The 15,539-nt window shown below is 43.3% G+C and carries 14 protein-coding genes and 2 tRNA genes; 10 read left to right on the top strand and 6 right to left on the bottom strand.

Features of this window, described 5'->3' with window-relative positions; translation table 11 throughout:
- Positions 1 to 246: 246 nt before the first annotated feature.
- Positions 247 to 1,578, top strand: coding sequence for an aspartate--tRNA(Asn) ligase (gene aspS / locus BKM01_RS09235; RefSeq protein ID WP_072357998.1), 1,332 nt, complete (start codon positions 247 to 249; stop codon positions 1,576 to 1,578).
- Positions 1,579 to 1,590: 12 nt separating this feature from the next.
- Entirely contained in the window at positions 1,591 to 2,283 is a 693-nt protein-coding gene (rpiA, locus tag BKM01_RS09240) for a ribose 5-phosphate isomerase A (RefSeq protein ID WP_072358001.1), read from the top strand.
- Here the strand turns inward: rpiA and BKM01_RS09245 are convergent, their stop codons facing one another.
- The 4 genes from BKM01_RS09245 to BKM01_RS09260 form a co-directional block, all read right to left on the bottom strand.
- Entirely contained in the window at positions 2,284 to 3,603 is a 1,320-nt protein-coding gene (locus tag BKM01_RS09245; RefSeq protein WP_072358004.1) for a signal recognition particle protein Srp54, read from the bottom strand.
- 85 nt (positions 3,604 to 3,688) lie between these two features.
- On the bottom strand, positions 3,689 to 4,540 hold the full coding sequence (locus BKM01_RS09250) for a DMT family transporter (RefSeq protein ID WP_072358007.1): 852 nt from the start codon (positions 4,538 to 4,540) through the stop codon (positions 3,689 to 3,691).
- Between the two features lie 105 nt (positions 4,541 to 4,645).
- Positions 4,646 to 4,720 (bottom strand) — tRNA-Met (locus BKM01_RS09255).
- 63 nt (positions 4,721 to 4,783) lie between these two features.
- Positions 4,784 to 4,858: transfer RNA gene (locus tag BKM01_RS09260), tRNA-Met, on the bottom strand.
- 135 nt (positions 4,859 to 4,993) lie between these two features.
- On the opposite strand from BKM01_RS09260, the gene BKM01_RS09265 reads away from it, so the two are divergent.
- From BKM01_RS09265 to BKM01_RS09280, 4 genes are all read left to right on the top strand, one after another.
- Positions 4,994 to 5,692, top strand: coding sequence for a phosphoribosyltransferase (locus BKM01_RS09265; protein ID WP_072358009.1), 699 nt, complete (start codon positions 4,994 to 4,996; stop codon positions 5,690 to 5,692).
- Positions 5,693 to 5,706: 14 nt separating this feature from the next.
- Complete coding sequence (mtnP, locus tag BKM01_RS09270; protein ID WP_072358326.1) at positions 5,707 to 6,567, top strand: S-methyl-5'-thioadenosine phosphorylase; 861 nt, start codon at positions 5,707 to 5,709, stop codon at positions 6,565 to 6,567.
- A gap of 61 nt (positions 6,568 to 6,628) precedes the next feature.
- Positions 6,629 to 7,057, top strand: coding sequence for a Zn-ribbon domain-containing protein (locus BKM01_RS09275; protein WP_072358012.1), 429 nt, complete (start codon positions 6,629 to 6,631; stop codon positions 7,055 to 7,057).
- A 27-nt stretch (positions 7,058 to 7,084) separates the two neighbouring features.
- Complete coding sequence (locus BKM01_RS09280; protein ID WP_233125549.1) at positions 7,085 to 7,846, top strand: DUF1624 domain-containing protein; 762 nt, start codon at positions 7,085 to 7,087, stop codon at positions 7,844 to 7,846.
- Here the strand turns inward: BKM01_RS09280 and dinB are convergent.
- Positions 7,807 to 8,931 (bottom strand): DNA polymerase IV, encoded by a 1,125-nt coding sequence (gene dinB, locus BKM01_RS09285; RefSeq protein ID WP_327078526.1) that lies wholly within the window; start codon positions 8,929 to 8,931, stop codon positions 7,807 to 7,809. The genes BKM01_RS09280 and dinB overlap by 40 nt on opposite strands.
- A gap of 77 nt (positions 8,932 to 9,008) precedes the next feature.
- A complete protein-coding gene (locus BKM01_RS09290) occupies positions 9,009 to 10,268 on the bottom strand; it encodes an RNA-guided endonuclease InsQ/TnpB family protein (RefSeq protein WP_072358020.1) in 1,260 nt (419 codons plus the stop codon).
- 298 nt (positions 10,269 to 10,566) lie between these two features.
- Here BKM01_RS09290 and BKM01_RS09295 point away from each other — a divergent pair, with 298 nt between their 5' ends.
- The 4 genes from BKM01_RS09295 to ilvN all read left to right on the top strand — a co-directional run bounded on the left by BKM01_RS09295 (position 10,567) and on the right by ilvN (position 15,515).
- Positions 10,567 to 11,619 carry a M42 family metallopeptidase gene (locus BKM01_RS09295; RefSeq protein ID WP_072358023.1) on the top strand — a complete coding sequence of 351 codons (1,053 nt, stop codon included), beginning with the start codon at positions 10,567 to 10,569 and terminating at the stop codon, positions 11,617 to 11,619.
- Between the two features lie 197 nt (positions 11,620 to 11,816).
- Positions 11,817 to 13,298: a (R)-citramalate synthase gene (locus BKM01_RS09300; RefSeq protein WP_072358026.1), complete on the top strand. Its 1,482-nt coding sequence runs from the start codon at positions 11,817 to 11,819 to the stop codon at positions 13,296 to 13,298.
- Positions 13,299 to 13,332: 34 nt separating this feature from the next.
- Positions 13,333 to 15,033: an acetolactate synthase large subunit gene (locus tag BKM01_RS09305; protein ID WP_198926173.1), complete on the top strand. Its 1,701-nt coding sequence runs from the start codon at positions 13,333 to 13,335 to the stop codon at positions 15,031 to 15,033.
- Complete coding sequence (ilvN, locus tag BKM01_RS09310; protein WP_072358032.1) at positions 15,030 to 15,515, top strand: acetolactate synthase small subunit; 486 nt, start codon at positions 15,030 to 15,032, stop codon at positions 15,513 to 15,515. The genes BKM01_RS09305 and ilvN overlap by 4 nt, the downstream gene beginning before the upstream one ends.
- Positions 15,516 to 15,539: the final 24 nt, after the last annotated feature.

Consider the following 15,539-nt stretch of genomic DNA (forward strand, 5'->3'; position numbering starts at 1 on the left):
TGTCTCCATGAATCCATTTAAATAATAAATGCAAAAAATAAACAAAAAGAGAACACAAAAACTGTAGCTAGCGTCTCCTATTGAGTTTTGCTCCCCCTATGTGTTCATTTATTAAATAGTTAAGTATAATCTGTGACGGGACCCTTTAACTAATGGTTAGATATATTTACAGGAATGTTTTTTAAGAGGAAAACCGATAATGACCAGAAATCATATTCACAATATCAATAAAATCAAGGTGAGCAAATGTCATTGGCAAATTTAAGGACGCATTATACTACACAAATCGATCCCGGTAAAATCGGAGACGACAAGGTTGCTCTTGCAGGTTGGGTACATGAGGTACGTGATCTTGGAGGAATCTGTTTTGTTGTATTAAGGGACAGACAGGGAAGAGCCCAGGTTACTCTTGTGAAGAAGAAAATTGACAGGGAACTGTTTAATTTCGCCAGAAAACTTATCCGGGAATCAGTAATCTCTGTCAGGGGCAGTATTAAGCCCGAAGAAAAAGCCCCTAATGGTTATGAATTAATACCTGATGAGATAGAACTGCTCAATGAAGCAGAATCTCCCCTGCCTCTGGACACCACAGGGAAAGTGGATGCTGAACTCGACACAAGACTGGATTCACGTTTCATAGATTTGAGAAGAAGCAGAACTAATGCCATATTCAGAATAAGACATGAGGTTCTGCATGCTGTCAGGAATTATCTTGCAAATGATGGATTCCTGGAAACTTCAAGTCCAAAGGTAGTGGCCACAGCAACCGAAGGAGGTACTGCCCTTTTCCCGATTACTTATTTTGACAGGGAGGCCTTCCTCAACCAGAGTCCCCAGCTTTTCAAGCAGATCCTGATGTCCGGTGGAATGGACAGGGTATTTGAGATCGGACCGATCTTCCGTGCAGAGGAACACGACACCCGTCGCCACCTGAACGAAGCTACATCTATTGATATAGAGGCGAGTTTTGTCGACCACTTCGATGTAATGGAAATCCTCGAAAACATGGTGGAATATGTTTACACCCGGGTAATAGAGAACGTACCCGATGCTCTTGAAGTACTGGGAATTGAACTCAAGGTCCCGAAAACCCCATTCCTCAAACTGACATATCAGGAAGCGATAGAGATTGTCAATTCCCATGGTGAAGAGGAATTGAAATGGGGAGACGATCTTTCCACCCTTTCCGAACATACGATAGGGGAACATGTATTTCAGGAAACCGGGGAAGAACACTATTTCATCATAGACTGGCCAACCGAAATTAAACCATTCTACGCCATGCCCTACGAGGAAAAACCTGAATTCTCCAAGTCTTTTGACATGATGCACAGGACCATGGAACTCTCCTCCGGTGCACAGCGCATACACATTCCGGAAATGCTCAAAAACAGGATAGCAGATCAGGGACTTGACCCTGAAGGCTTTGATTTCTATCTCCGCGCTTTCAGTTACGGGATGCCCCCACACTCCGGCTGGGGCCTGGGTTGTGAAAGATTTGTGATGACCATGCTTGGCGTGGAGAACATACGCGATGTCGTGTTGTTCCCAAGGGACCGCAGGCGTCTTTCCCCATAAGAAGGCAGGATTATGACAGATCGAAACGCAAAAAGTCATCATCCGGGCAAGGAAGCCGCCGGCAGGGCCGCAGCAGAACTTGTGAAGGACGGGACTATCGTGGGGTTGGGTACCGGCTCCACAACTGCCTATGCAATCAAAGCCCTGGGAGAAAATGTCAAAAAGGGACTGGACATCAGGGCAGTTGTCACATCATACCAGTCGGAAATGCTGGCGATACAGGCAGGCATACCCCTGACAAGCCTGGCCGAGAATCCCGTGCTTGATATTGCAATTGACGGTGCAGATGAAGTCGATGCAAATCTCAATGTGGTAAAGGGAGGCGGAGGTGCTCACTTTCGGGAAAAAGTAGTATCCCTTTCTGCCAACAAATTCATTGTAGTTGTGGATGACTCAAAGATAAGTGAAACAATATCAATGGCTATTCCATTGGAAGTCCTGCCATGTGCCCGTGAACTTGTACAGCAACAGGTTGCTCAAATGGGCGGAGAAGCCAGTATACGCCCGGCATCCAGAAAAGATGGGCCTGTTATATCTGATAATGGTAATTTCATTATGGATGCTGCTTTCGGAGAGATCCCAAATCCACAGGAATTTGCAGATAAACTGTCAAATGTTGTCGGAATCGTAGAACACGGAATATTTACCAATACCGATAAAGTGTATATCGGTTACAAAGACGGAAAAATTGAACTGAGGGAATGATTACATTCCCATTTTTTTCATCATTTTCTTCATGTTGAATTTGCCGCCACGCATACCTTTCATGGCGTTTTGCATCTGTTTATGATATTTCAGCAGCTCACGAACGGTTTCCGGAGTGGAACCAGCACCTATGGATATCCTTTTTATGCGGGAACTCCCAATAATACGTGGATTTGTCATTTCTTCTTCTGTCATTGAATCCATAAGGGTTTTGTACTGTGCCATTTTCTGCCCTGTAACTTCATAAGCATCATCGGAAACTTTCATTCCCATACCGCCCAGTGGCAACATTTGCATGATCTGTTTCATGGGGCCCATCTTGTTCATGGCTTCAAGCTGTTTGTACATGTCCTTGAGGGTAAATTTCCCCTTCATCATGGACTCAACATCGAGTTCATCTTCTGATAGTGATTCTTCTGCCTTTTCCATCAGGGACCTGAGATCCCCCATCCCAAGCAGACGGGAAATGAACCTGTCCGCCTCGAATTTTTCCAGGTCTTCTGGTGTTTCACCAACACCAATGAAGGCTATCGAGGAATCTGTTGCGGCAACAGCAGACATAGCACCGCCACCTTTTGCGGTACCATCAAGTTTTGAAATTACAACACCGGAAATTCCAACTGAGTCGTTGAATGCTTTTGCCTGTTCACTTGCCTGTTGACCTATACCGGCATCGAGTACAAGCAATTTATAATCAGGACTGGAAATTGCGTGGATTCTCTCCATCTCATCGATAAGATCGTTTTCGAGAGAGTGACGACCTGCCGTATCAATGATCTTCACATCATACTTGTCTATTTCAGCAAGGCCCCTTTCGACTATACCCACAGCATCAGGATTGCCTTCTTCACCATAGAACGGCACACTCAGGGATTCACAAAGGGTTTTCAGCTGCTGGTAAGCCCCGGGCCTGAAAGTATCGGCACAGACCACAGCAGGTTTGAGACCTTTGCGCTGGAAATAGCGGGCAAGTTTAGCTGTGGTTGTAGTCTTACCACTACCCTGCAATCCAATCATCATTATTTTTTGAGGTTTTAGCGGGATATCGGTACCTTCACCCACAATTTTCATTAGTTCTTCATAAACGATGCGTATCACATGTTCCCGGGGATTCATACCCTGTGGAACGTCCTCATCAAGAGCTCGCTCCTTTATGCTCTTGGAAAGCTGCATCACCATCTTAACATTAACATCGGATTGAAGAAGTGCCCTCTGGATATCCTTTACAACATCGTTTACCGTCCGCTCATCAATGCGTCCGGCACCTACGAGTTTTTTGAGGGCATCCTGCAGGGAATTACTGAGTTTGTCCATTACCATAATAGGGATCGTCCTTTTTAAGTTCTGCTTCAATAGTACTCGATTGTTTTATATAATTATTTTGTGACAAATGGTCAGTACCCTATCAAACAGACAGCAAAATAACTGAAAACAAAGCCATAAATACGCCCATCCATTGTCTGGACGATAGATATTCACCAAGCACTATCCAGGAAAGCAGGACTGTGCCTGCCGGGTAAAGAGCAGATGTGACCGTGGCAATATCCAGCCTTCCTACCTGACTTGCTGCTGTGAAAAAGATACTGCCTGCAGTGTCACCAATACCTGCGATAAGAATGGGCAGAGCCACTTTTCTAGCTGGTATGCATAGATTACCTTTTGAGAGTAGAAACAATAGCAATATTGTTGCACCTTCAATTTTAGCGACTGCCAGTGTCCAGAAGATCGAAACTCCACTGAAATTGCTGATCGAGATATAAGCCAATCCAAATCCCAGTCCTGCAAGAAAGGGGAGTTTTAGATCACCTGTATTGATTTTTGACATACTGCTGCTGCTTGAAACTAACCAAACACCTACAAGAGCAATACTAAATCCCAAAATTTTATGGAATGCAGGTAAGCCTTCTGTAAAAAGGCTATAAATAACAGGAACAAGAACGGCAACTACCGCTGAAACAGGTGCTACAAGTCCCATTTTCCCCGATGAAAGGCCCTTGTAAAGGGAAAGGATTCCTACATTCCCAAATATCCCTACCAGAAGGGCCCATAAATAATCAATTTTTAGAGGAAAGGGTTCTGAGGTTATGTGGCCTGTAGTAACAAGTAAGAAGAAACCTATGAACTGGGTTATCATAACAACTATGTAAACACTGGCCTTTCTGGTTGCAATACCGCCGCTGAAGTCTCCCGTACCCCAGGACATAGCAGCTGCAAGACCAAAAACTACGACTAGCAATTCAGCAGGAAATGGAAACATATTCCCTAGAATGAGTCTGAACTATTAAATTTGACGATATTGAACAATAACTATGATGCTATTTAAAATTGAAATGAAAGTTGATATGTCCAAAAGAAGAGTGTATAGCGGGGGATGGATTCGAACCATCGGTCTACGGGTTATGAGCCCGTCGGGATCTCCTGGCTACCCCACCCCGCTACGGGTGGATACTCCAACAATCACAATACAGCAAAAATTAGCCATTTCCAATTAAGAGATATATAGCGGGGGATGGATTCGAACCATCGGTCTACGGGTTATGAGCCCGTCGGGATCTCCTGGCTACCCCACCCCGCTACGGGTGGCTTATACTGCGCTTGTCGAGGAACCTGATAAGGGTATTATGGTACATAAATGTTGTGCATGGAAAAACTATATGAAAAAAGATATAATACAGCACGGTTAAACCAGTCCATAGCAGGAGGAAATTCAATGGCATTACCTGATAAATTCAAATGTGTTATTACAAACTGGGATTACATCTATAATCTTTGCAGGGACGTTTCTGAAGACGTTAAAAATTCTGGTTATGAACCTGATATCATTATTGCACTGGCCAGAGGCGGATGGTTTGCCGGTCGCGTGATGTGTGACTTTCTGGGACTGGATGATCTTACAAGCCTTAAGATCGAACACTATACAGGAACTGCCGTTGCAGGGGACGAACCTCTGATACGCTATCCATTGGCAGAAAATGCCGCTACCGGCAAGAAGGTACTCATTGTGGATGATATAACAGACAGTGGCCAGAGTATGCTTCATGCAAAGGATTATATTCAGAAGCAGGAACCAAAAGAGATCAGGACCGCTACTCTCCAGTACCTCTATAACTCTGCTATTGATCCTGATTATTGTGGTGAAAGATTGGAGGAATGGGCATGGATAGTCTATCCCTGGAACTTCATTGAGGATATGACCGACATCATTAATGGTACCATGGAGCGTGAAGAAGCCGAATACTGGGACATTCCCGCTCTAAAACATGTTCTTTATAAACACCATTCCGTGGAATCCATATCCTTTGAAATCGCCCAGCCCGGACGTCTTGTTGAAGTACTCAGGGAGATGGAAAGAAGAGGATTTTTAACTTCCGAAACCACAAGGGGCAAAACATTCTGGAAAAAACTTTGAAAAAAGGTGATACATTGAAAGGACATGCTGACATTGCAATTATCGGCGGAAGCGGTGTATATGACGCAAATATGTTTGACAACATACGCCAGATAGAGGTGGATACACCTTTTGGCAAACCGTCGGATTCGATTACTCTGGGAGATTTTGGAGAAAAGAAGGTCTGTTTCCTGCCACGACATGGAAAAGGACACAGGGTATCTCCAACAAGCCTGAATGCCAGAGCCAACATCTTTGCCCTGAAAAAACTTGGTGTCAAACAGATAATAGCCGCCTCTGCTGTTGGAAGCCTGAAAGAAAACATAAAGCCTCTGGACATTGTAATCCCTGACCAGATATATGACAGGACAAAACTTCGTCCTTCAACTTTCTTTGATCAAGATATAGTTGCTCACACTGGTTTTGCTGATCCTTTTTGTTCCGGGATGTCAAATTTGCTTCATAGAATTGCAATTGAAAACGGCTACAACAGTCATCCAGAAGGGACCTATGTATGTATCGAAGGCCCCCAGTTTTCAACCAGAGCCGAATCAAATGTTTATAGGTCACTGGGTTTTGATATAATCGGAATGACTGCCACACCTGAGGCAAAACTTGCACGGGAAGCCGAAATCTGCTATAGCACCATTGCAACTGTAACCGATTATGATGTATGGCACGAAGAAGATGTGACTATGGAAACAATCATTGGAAATGTAATAAAAAACGAAAAAGCAGTTAGAACTATTATTCGTCAGGCACTTGAATCCCTTGATATTGAGCAGGATTGTGAATGCAGACATGCTCTTGATGGAGCAATAATGACTGATTCTGAGATGATACCTTACGAAACAAAGTATAGATTAAAAACCCTTATTGGCAAATATATCAACTAAAATAAGCCATTTACTCGTAAGGGTTAAAAGACAGATAGCCAAATAGTAAACCGGTGAACTAATGCCTCACAAATGTACTAAATGTGAGACTGTATTTGAAGACGGGGCCGAAGTTATCCTCAATGGCTGCCCTAACTGTGGATGGAACAAATTTCTCTACGTAAGCAATGAGTCCGAAAAGGAAGCTGATGAAGTTGAGAAAGGTAGTGAAACCACAAAAGAAGTTACTGAGGAAAAAGAAAAGACATCTCCTTCCGAAGAATTCATTCATGAAGTTGATGAATTTATAGGAATTGAGCATAAAGAAAGCACCATTATCGAAGACGATGGGGAGAAAGTTGAATCTGTACGTATTATTGGACCGGGGTCCTACGAGTTGAACCTGGATTCTCTGCTTGAACGCGATGAGATCATCATGGCAATCAAGGAAAACGGGACCTATGCAGTAGATCTGGCCTCCACATTCCACGGCAAGCGCAAGAAAAAATGATATTATTCCTTTTTCATGGTAAAACCAATGGTACTGCCTGAACAACGTTTCTGGGAAGTTGACCTTTTACGGGGCTGTGCCATTGTCCTCATGATTATATATCATACGTTCTATGATCTGGACCTGCTGGGTAATTTTTCTTTCGCGATAAACCAGGGCAAATTATGGATAATCGGTAGAAGTTCAGCTTTTCTTTTTATATATACTGCAGGAATTGCCCTGAGCCTTAGTTATTCACGATACCGGTTGAAGCATCACGAAAACAGAAATCCCTGGCACAAATATGCAAAAAGGGGAATTCGGATATTTCTCTGGGGGAGCCTTATTACTTTGGTCAGCTGGTTTGCGTATCCCTCCATGCCAATCATTTTCGGGATTCTGCATTTTTTGGGGATCTCAATAATAATTGCCTATCCGTTGATTGAAAAGAAACATGCCAACCTAATTGTCGCGGGAGTTGTTATCACAATTGGGTTTTACCTGAAGACAATACGTGTGGCTGATGACTGGTTTTTGTGGCTGGGACTGCATTCCACATCATTCCAGACACTGGATTACTTTCCCCTGCTTCCCTGGTTTGGCCTTGTGCTGATAGGAATTGCCACCAGCAATCACCTGTATCCGGCCTATGAAAGAAGATTTAACATTCCTGATATGACAGGCTTTGCCCCGGTAAGACTGCTCACTGCAATGGGAAAAAGGTCCCTTGCAATGTACCTGTTGCACCAGCCGGCCATAATCCTGGTCCTTTACCTGCTGGGTCTGATCAGTTTTCCATTTTCATTCTGATCTCCTCTTATGAAATCTTCCAGGGTAGTCTGTTGAGAATCTATCTTCATCAGGCTCGAAACACCTATCCCGATAAGCCTTACCTTCTTCTTGCAGCTGAATTCCTGTAACATACGGGTGCCTATCTTGCATATCACAGAAAGGTCATTGCTGGTTGCCCTGAGAGAAAAAGCCCGTGTGTATGTAGTAAAATCCTCGAACCGTATCTTTAGGTTGACAGTACGGAACACATAACCATGCCTGACCAGCCTGCTGTGTACCTGTTGTGCAAGCCTGTCCATAGTTTCCCTTAATAGTTCCATATCCCCGACATCTTCTTCAAAGGTATCCTCCTTGCTGATGGATTTAACCTCACTTTTACCGGCCACCTTACTGTGATAATTACCCAGCGCCATCTGGCGCAATTTAAGGGCGGATTTGCCCAGACGGGATACTAGCAGTTGCACATCGGTGCGTGCAAGGTCCCCAATGGTCCGGATACCCATTTTTCCCAGGATCTCACGGGTACGCCTGCCTACACCGGGAATGGCAGATACTTCCATCGGAAACAGGAATTCCTGTACAGTTTCAGGCTGCACAACTGTCAGGCCATCGGGCTTTTGGTAATCAGAAGCAATCTTAGCCACAATCTTGTTGGGTGCTACCCCGATAGAACAGGTGAGATTCTTGTCATCATACATCTCTTTCTTTATCCTGAGAGCAAGGTCCTGTGCCTCAGTGTAGGTTTTCACAATATCAGTAACATCCAGATATGCTTCATCCACACTTACCTGCTGGAAAACAGAAGTGTAGCGCTGCAGCAGAAGCATTATATTTTCCGATGCCTGCTTATAGAGGGGCATATTCACCCGCAAAAAGACTGCATCCGGACAAAGCATGTAGGCTTTCGAAATAGGCATTGCCGAATGGATGCCGTACTTGCGCGCCTCGTAGGAACACGTACTTACCACACCCCTTCCTTCCCCTTTTTTTGGGTCAGACCCAACCACGACTGGGAGCCCCTTAAGGGATGGTCTTTCACGCACTTCTACCGAGGAGAAAAAACTGTCCATATCAATATGGAAAATTATTCGGGACGGAGGCATCTGCATATCTTCTGTTGTCCAGAATTAAAATGTTTTCACCAGATAGCATGATACCTGTAAATTGAACTACTCCAAGCTTACGCATGGAGATTCCTACGAGTTGTTATGTCATTCATAGGATGTATTTGGGACACATCAAATGTCAATAACCCTGTTTGTCGTAGATTATGAGCAAAATGTTCATAGCCTGTCCAGGTGGCATAATTGGATAGGTAACGTATCATGATATTGATAGCACTGTTTCTATCTCTATCAATAACGTTACCACAATCACATGTCATATCACGTCTATATAATGGCATATCATGTTGTTTTCCACAAACATAACATGATTTTGACGTATATCTTTCATCAATTTTAACTACTTGTTTACCTATAAGTTCTGCTTTATAGGTGAGAAATTCGATGAAACGTGATAAATAACCATTATTTTGTGTAGAGCGGTTCAACGATCTTGATTTCGATTTGCCCATGTTTTTAACGTTGAGTTCACCTACAATAATTGTATTGGCTTTTGTATTCTCTACCATTGATTTTGATAATTTATGTTGCCAATCTTTTATCTGATTGTTTTTCTTTTTGACCATAGTACGAATGGTTTTGTTTAATCTGAACCATTTTTTACTGTATTTTTTGCAATGGTCACGCCTTGATTGAACTGCACTGATTTTAGAATCCCAATATAAATCATATCGTGGATTGTTTATTTCAAAAAATTTTCCTTTATCATTTATTGCAGTAATCGTTTTGGTAATCCCTAAATCAATTGCTTGAAAATGATTATTTTGAACATAAGGTACATTGATTTCAGGTTCATACGTAATAGTGACAAAGAAATCTCCATTGCCCTTTTTATCTTCATTGAATATTTCGATTTGTTTGATTTTCAAATTTGATATATCTTGTTCAATATCAATAATCAAATCTTCATTATTCATTTTATGTGAAAATCTAATTGTATTTCCAACTACTTTGAAACCACTCTGATTATATGTTATTGTAAAAAAGTATTTACGACTTCTAAATCGTGGAGTTCTTGCTTTTTTATCTCCATTTTTCCGGAGACCAAAGAATGATTTGTAATTGGCATCTAATTTACGCAAAACCATCTGACATGTTTTAGAGTAAAGAATATTTATATCAGGATTTTCTTCTTTAATTTGTGGTAAATTATTCTGTTGTTTTGTATATGAAATGGATTTTTTATCATATTTCCATATATCTTTTCTTTCAGATAATGCAATATTATAAAGATATGTACATGCATTGGATAACTCCCAAAGCATATTCTTTTGTAATTCAGTTGGATGAATTTTGTATTTCTTTGTTAATTGCATTATTTACCCTGATAAAGGATTCACAAAGCATCTCTTCTATATTTTACACATTGCACAAAATGATATTACAGTGAATAAATAGAATGACTACCTTTATCCAGTTTATAGTTCATAGTTACATATATAAATATTGCCATAAGTAACTTATGCAATTATATTATTATAGCACGGCTTTCATCCCCCACCTTACGGAGGGGGACTTCTCGCCTGTTGAGTTAAATAATCCTTTCACCACTTACTCAAAACTATTTATCTCTGGAGAACTATTAAACCTAAAAGAAACAAGGAAGGTATACAAATGGAAATAGAAAAACTTCTTGAAGAACTGGCTAACGCCCACGGAATTTCCGGCAATGAAGAAAGTATCCGCAAAATCATGGAAAGGGAAATCAAGCCCTATGTCGATACTATAGAAGTAGATAAAATGGGAAACCTCATAGGTACTAAAAAGGGCACAGGTCCTTCCATTATGCTTGCTGCACATATGGATGAGATCGGGCTTATGGTTAAATACGTCGATGAGAACGGATTTCTCCGATTTGTGACTATCGGTGGCTGGTTTGACCAGACCCTGCACAGCCAGCGTGTCATGGTGCACACTACCAAGAGACCTATCCCGGGTGTCATTGGTTCCAAACCCCCTCACGTAATGAAAGATGAGGATAAAAAGAAACCGATAAAGGCAGAAGAAATGTTTGTGGATGTGGGGGCAAAGGACAAGGAAGATGCCGAAAACTTAGGAATCGAAGTTGGTACACCCATTTCTATAGACAGGAACTTCGTTGCATTACAAAATGGTCTCTACACCTCCAAAGCCTTTGATAACCGGGTTGGAGTGGCCATGGTGATCGACGCCCTGAAACAGATTTCCGAGATGGATATTGATGCCACAATTTATGCTGTGGGAACGGTCCAGGAAGAGGTGGGACTTAAAGGTGCACGCACATCTGCTTTCGGTCTGAATCCGGATATTGCAATTGCAACAGATGTCACCATCCCCGGTGACCATCCCGGCATAGAAAAGAAAGATTCAGCCCTGGAAGTTGGCAAGGGTCCGGTAATTACTGTAGTTGATGGTGCTGGCAGGGGCCTGATGGCAGACAAGCAGGTTGTCAAATGGCTAAAAGAAACAGCACAGGAAAATGACCTGCCCCACCAGCTCGATGTGGGAGACGGAGGAACCACCGACGCAACCGCAATACACCTGACAAGGGACGGTGTGCCCTCAAGTACTATCAGTGTGGCTGCAAGATATATTCACTCACCGGTAGAAGTGATTTCCATTGATGACCTTAAAGCAAGCGCCTCTCTTGTTGCAAAAGCAGCTAAAAATGTAGGGAAGTATTTCTAATACTTCTCCAATTATTTTTTTACATTAAAAACGACTTATACCATCAATTATTTTAATAATAGAATTCTACTTTTCACAGCATTTCATGATTATACTTTTTGTATGCATGAAAGGCTGACAGTCATGTGGCCAACGCGAACTTATATTTAATATGAACGTGTCACATGGTTGCACAATATTCATAAAAATCGTGAGGGATTGTATTATTCGAAAATGTACGCTTTCTGGACACTACCCTGAGAGACGGTGAACAAACACCCGGTGTAGCACTGACTTGTGAAGAAAAACTCTGGATCGCCCGTAAACTGGACGAAATGGGAGTACACATCATCGAAGCAGGCTCTGCTATCACCTCCGAAGGTGAGAGAAACGCTATAAGAGGAATCACTGCTGAAGGTCTTGATTCTGAAATATGCAGTTATTGCCGTATAATGAAGCAGGATGTAGACTACGCCCTGGAATGCGATGTGGATTCCATCCATCTGGTCGCACCTGTATCAGATCTGCATATCAATGTGAAATTGAAAAAGGACAGGCAAGCAGTCAGGGAAATGTCAACCAGTGTAATTGAATACGCAAAAGATCATGGCCTGATTGTTGAATTCAGCGGGGAAGATGCATCCAGAGCAGATTTTGATTTCCTGAAGAGCCTCTACCAGGACGGAATCGATGCCGGAGCCGACAGGTTATGCTATTGTGATACTGTGGGAATGCTGGTTCCAGAGAAAACGGAAGCTATTTTCAGCGAACTTTCCAGCGAATGCAGTGTACCGGTAAGCATTCACTGCCATGATGATTTTGGATTATCAGTATCCAATACTATAGCTGCCCTGAAAGCAGGGGCCGGGGAAGCCCATATGACCATAAATGGAATCGGTGAAAGGGCCGGGAATACCTCACTGGAAGAAGTCGTGATGATCCTGGAATGGCTTTATGATCACAGAACTGGTATAAAATCAGAAGAAATTTATAAAACATCTAGACTGGTCAGCCGCTTGACCGGCATACCTGTGGCCATCAACAAATCGCTCGTGGGAGGCAATGCATTCACCCATGAAGCAGGCATTCATGTACACGGACTGCTGGCAGACACTTCTACATATGAGCCCCTGAAACCCGAAGTTCTAGGCAGGGAAAGAAAAATAGTTCTGGGCAAACACGCCGGCAAAAGCTCAGTAACCCTGGCATTGAAGGAACTAGGACTGGAAGTAGACGATTCCCAGCTCAATGAGATTCTCACCAGGGTCAAGGAAATAGGTGACCATGGAAAACATGTCACAGATTCCGATTTACAAACAATTGCTGACACCGTACTGAACATTTACAGGGAATCCCGGGTCAAACTCAAAGATTTCACCATAGTATCCGGTAACCAGGTTATGCCAACCGCATCAGTAAGGATAACCGTGGATGGTGAGGAAGTTGTGGAAGCCGATATCGGGGATGGTCCCGTAGATGCAGTTGTAAAAGGAATCCGCAAGGCTGTATCAGGTATAGGGGATGTACAGCTGGAAGAATACCACGTCGACGCGATAACCGGCGGTACTGATGCGCTGGTGGAAGTACGTGTTAAACTTTCAAAGGATGGAAAAATGGTTAGCTCCCGGGGTGCCCGTACAGATATAATCACAGCATCCGTTGAAGCTGTGATAAATGCGATAAACCAGCTAATGAATTGAAGTTAGAAGCAAGAGAAGAAAACGAAGGGATATAATGAGTGAAAATAACAACAAGATGACAGGTGCACGCGCAATCATCGAGTGCCTCTATGAAGAAAATGTGGAGGTTATCTTCGGCTATCCCGGTGGTGTCCTTCTTCACATATATGATGAGATATACAAATCCGATCTCAGACACATTCTTGTCAGGCATGAACAGGCAGCAGCCCATGCCGCAGAAGGATACGCAAGGGCAACCGGCAAGGTTGGTGTATGTCTTGCAACCTCCGGACCCGGAGCCACCAACCTTGTAACCGGTATTGCAAATGCCTACATGGATTCTATACCAATGGTCGCACTTACAGGACAGGTTCCCAGTTCAATGATAGGTAACGATGCGTTCCAGGAAGCCAATATAACCGGCATCACAATGCCAATCACCAAGCACAATTATCTTGTGCAGGATGCAAAGGATCTGCCCCGTATAATCAAGGAGGCTTTCCACATTGCATCCACAGGAAGGCCCGGACCCGTCTTGATCGATCTACCCAAGGACATCACAACCGAGGAAATCGAATTTTCCTATCCGGATAAAGTGGATCTTAAAGGCTATAAACCAACCTACAAGGGAAATCTCCAGCAGGTAAAGCGGGCTGCATCTGCAATTGAAAAAGCCCATCAGCCTTTGATATATGCAGGCGGTGGAATACTGGGGTCCAATGCCAGTGAAGAACTACTGCAATTCGCCGAACATATACAGACTCCCGTTACCACTACCCTTACTGGAATAGGAGGGTTCCCGACCCAACATCCCCTATACGTAGGAATGCCCGGCATGCACGGAACTAAATATGCCAACTACGCCATACAGGAATGTGACCTTCTCATAGCAGTCGGTGCCAGATTTGACGACCGTGTTACGGGGAAACTTGCGTCCTTTGCACCCAACGCAAAGATCCTGCATATTGACATCGATCCTGCTGAGATTTCCAAGAACATAAAGGTGGATATACCGATTGTTGGGGATGCAAAGAACATCCTTGCTTCTCTTTATAAATATGTAAAGCCTGTTGAGAAAGAAAACAGGAAAGAGTGGCTTGACAGAATTGAGGGCTGGAAAAAATCCTATCCCCTGCACTATGTTGGTGAACAGGACGGGCTCAAACCCCAGTACATTATTGAACAGATCTATGAAGCATGCAAAGATGCTATCATAGTTACTGAAGTCGGCCAGCACCAGATGTGGGCAGCCCAGTATTACAAATTTAGCCAACCTCGCAGTTTCATCACATCCGGGGGACTTGGGACAATGGGATACGGCTATCCTGCGTCAATCGGTGCCAAGGTCGGAAAGCCGGACAGGGTTGTTTTCAATATTGCAGGTGATGGTTCGTTCCAGATGAATTCACAGGAAATCGCAACTGCTGTCCAGAATGACATTCCGGTGATCGTAGCAATAATGAATAACGGTTATCTGGGAATGGTCAGGCAGTGGCAGGAATTATTCTTTGAAAAGCGTTATTCACATACCTGCATCCGGGACAGTGTTGATTTCGTGAAACTGGCCGAAGCTTATGGTGCGGTTGGTATCAGGGTCGAGAAAACTTCAGAGGTCAAACCGGCTCTTGAAAAAGCGATGGGTTCCGGTAAACCGGTAATTATAGACTTTATTGTAGAATGTGAAGAGAACGTATCGCCAATGGTGCCTGCAGGTGCACCCATCAATGAAATACTTGACCTGGAGAGGAAAGAATGAGACACACACTTGCAGTTCTGGTAGAGAACAAGTTCGGAGTGCTGTCAAGGGTGGCAGGGCTCTTTGCAAGACGCGGTTATAATATCGATAGTCTTGCAGTAGGAGTTACCGAAGATCCTAATGTCTCCAGAATGACCCTGGTGGTCCGCGGAGATGATCATGTCGTAGAACAGGTTAGCAAACAACTGAATAAGCTGATCGATGTGATTCGTGTTACAGATCTTGGTGCTGACGAATCCGTGGAAAGGGAACTGGCTCTTATCAAGGTTAAGTCCGATAAGGATACAAGAGCCGAAATTATCCAGATAGTTGATATCTTCCGGGCACGTATTGTTGACGTAGCGTCAAAATCCATTACCATTGAAGTTACCGGTGATGAAGAAAAAATTGCCGCTATTGAGAAACTTCTCAAACCCTTCGGAATCAAGGAACTTGTCCGTACAGGAAGAATTGCCCTAACAAGGGGCTCAAAAAGTTCATAATTATAATATTTAACAGGAGATTGA

The organism is Methanohalophilus portucalensis (genome assembly GCF_002761295.1).
Lineage (GTDB): Archaea > Halobacteriota > Methanosarcinia > Methanosarcinales > Methanosarcinaceae > Methanohalophilus > Methanohalophilus portucalensis.

What these genes read in the sequence shown, in the direction of transcription:
- BKM01_RS09290 (WP_072358020.1), bottom strand. Translation starts at nt 10,268, where the DNA reads ATGCAATTAACAAAGAAATACAAAATTCATCCAACTGAATTACAAAAG.
- BKM01_RS09295 (WP_072358023.1), top strand. Translation starts at nt 10,567, where the DNA reads ATGGAAATAGAAAAACTTCTTGAAGAACTGGCTAACGCCCACGGAATT.
- BKM01_RS09305 (WP_198926173.1), top strand. Translation starts at nt 13,333, where the DNA reads ATGAGTGAAAATAACAACAAGATGACAGGTGCACGCGCAATCATCGAG.
- BKM01_RS09250 (WP_072358007.1), bottom strand. Translation starts at nt 4,540, where the DNA reads ATGTTTCCATTTCCTGCTGAATTGCTAGTCGTAGTTTTTGGTCTTGCA.
- aspS (WP_072357998.1), top strand. Translation starts at nt 247, where the DNA reads ATGTCATTGGCAAATTTAAGGACGCATTATACTACACAAATCGATCCC.
- rpiA (WP_072358001.1), top strand. Translation starts at nt 1,591, where the DNA reads ATGACAGATCGAAACGCAAAAAGTCATCATCCGGGCAAGGAAGCCGCC.
- BKM01_RS09265 (WP_072358009.1), top strand. Translation starts at nt 4,994, where the DNA reads ATGGCATTACCTGATAAATTCAAATGTGTTATTACAAACTGGGATTAC.
- BKM01_RS09245 (WP_072358004.1), bottom strand. Translation starts at nt 3,603, where the DNA reads ATGGTAATGGACAAACTCAGTAATTCCCTGCAGGATGCCCTCAAAAAA.
- BKM01_RS09280 (WP_233125549.1), top strand. Translation starts at nt 7,085, where the DNA reads ATGGTACTGCCTGAACAACGTTTCTGGGAAGTTGACCTTTTACGGGGC.
- BKM01_RS09275 (WP_072358012.1), top strand. Translation starts at nt 6,629, where the DNA reads ATGCCTCACAAATGTACTAAATGTGAGACTGTATTTGAAGACGGGGCC.
- dinB (WP_327078526.1), bottom strand. Translation starts at nt 8,931, where the DNA reads ATGCCTCCGTCCCGAATAATTTTCCATATTGATATGGACAGTTTTTTC.
- ilvN (WP_072358032.1), top strand. Translation starts at nt 15,030, where the DNA reads ATGAGACACACACTTGCAGTTCTGGTAGAGAACAAGTTCGGAGTGCTG.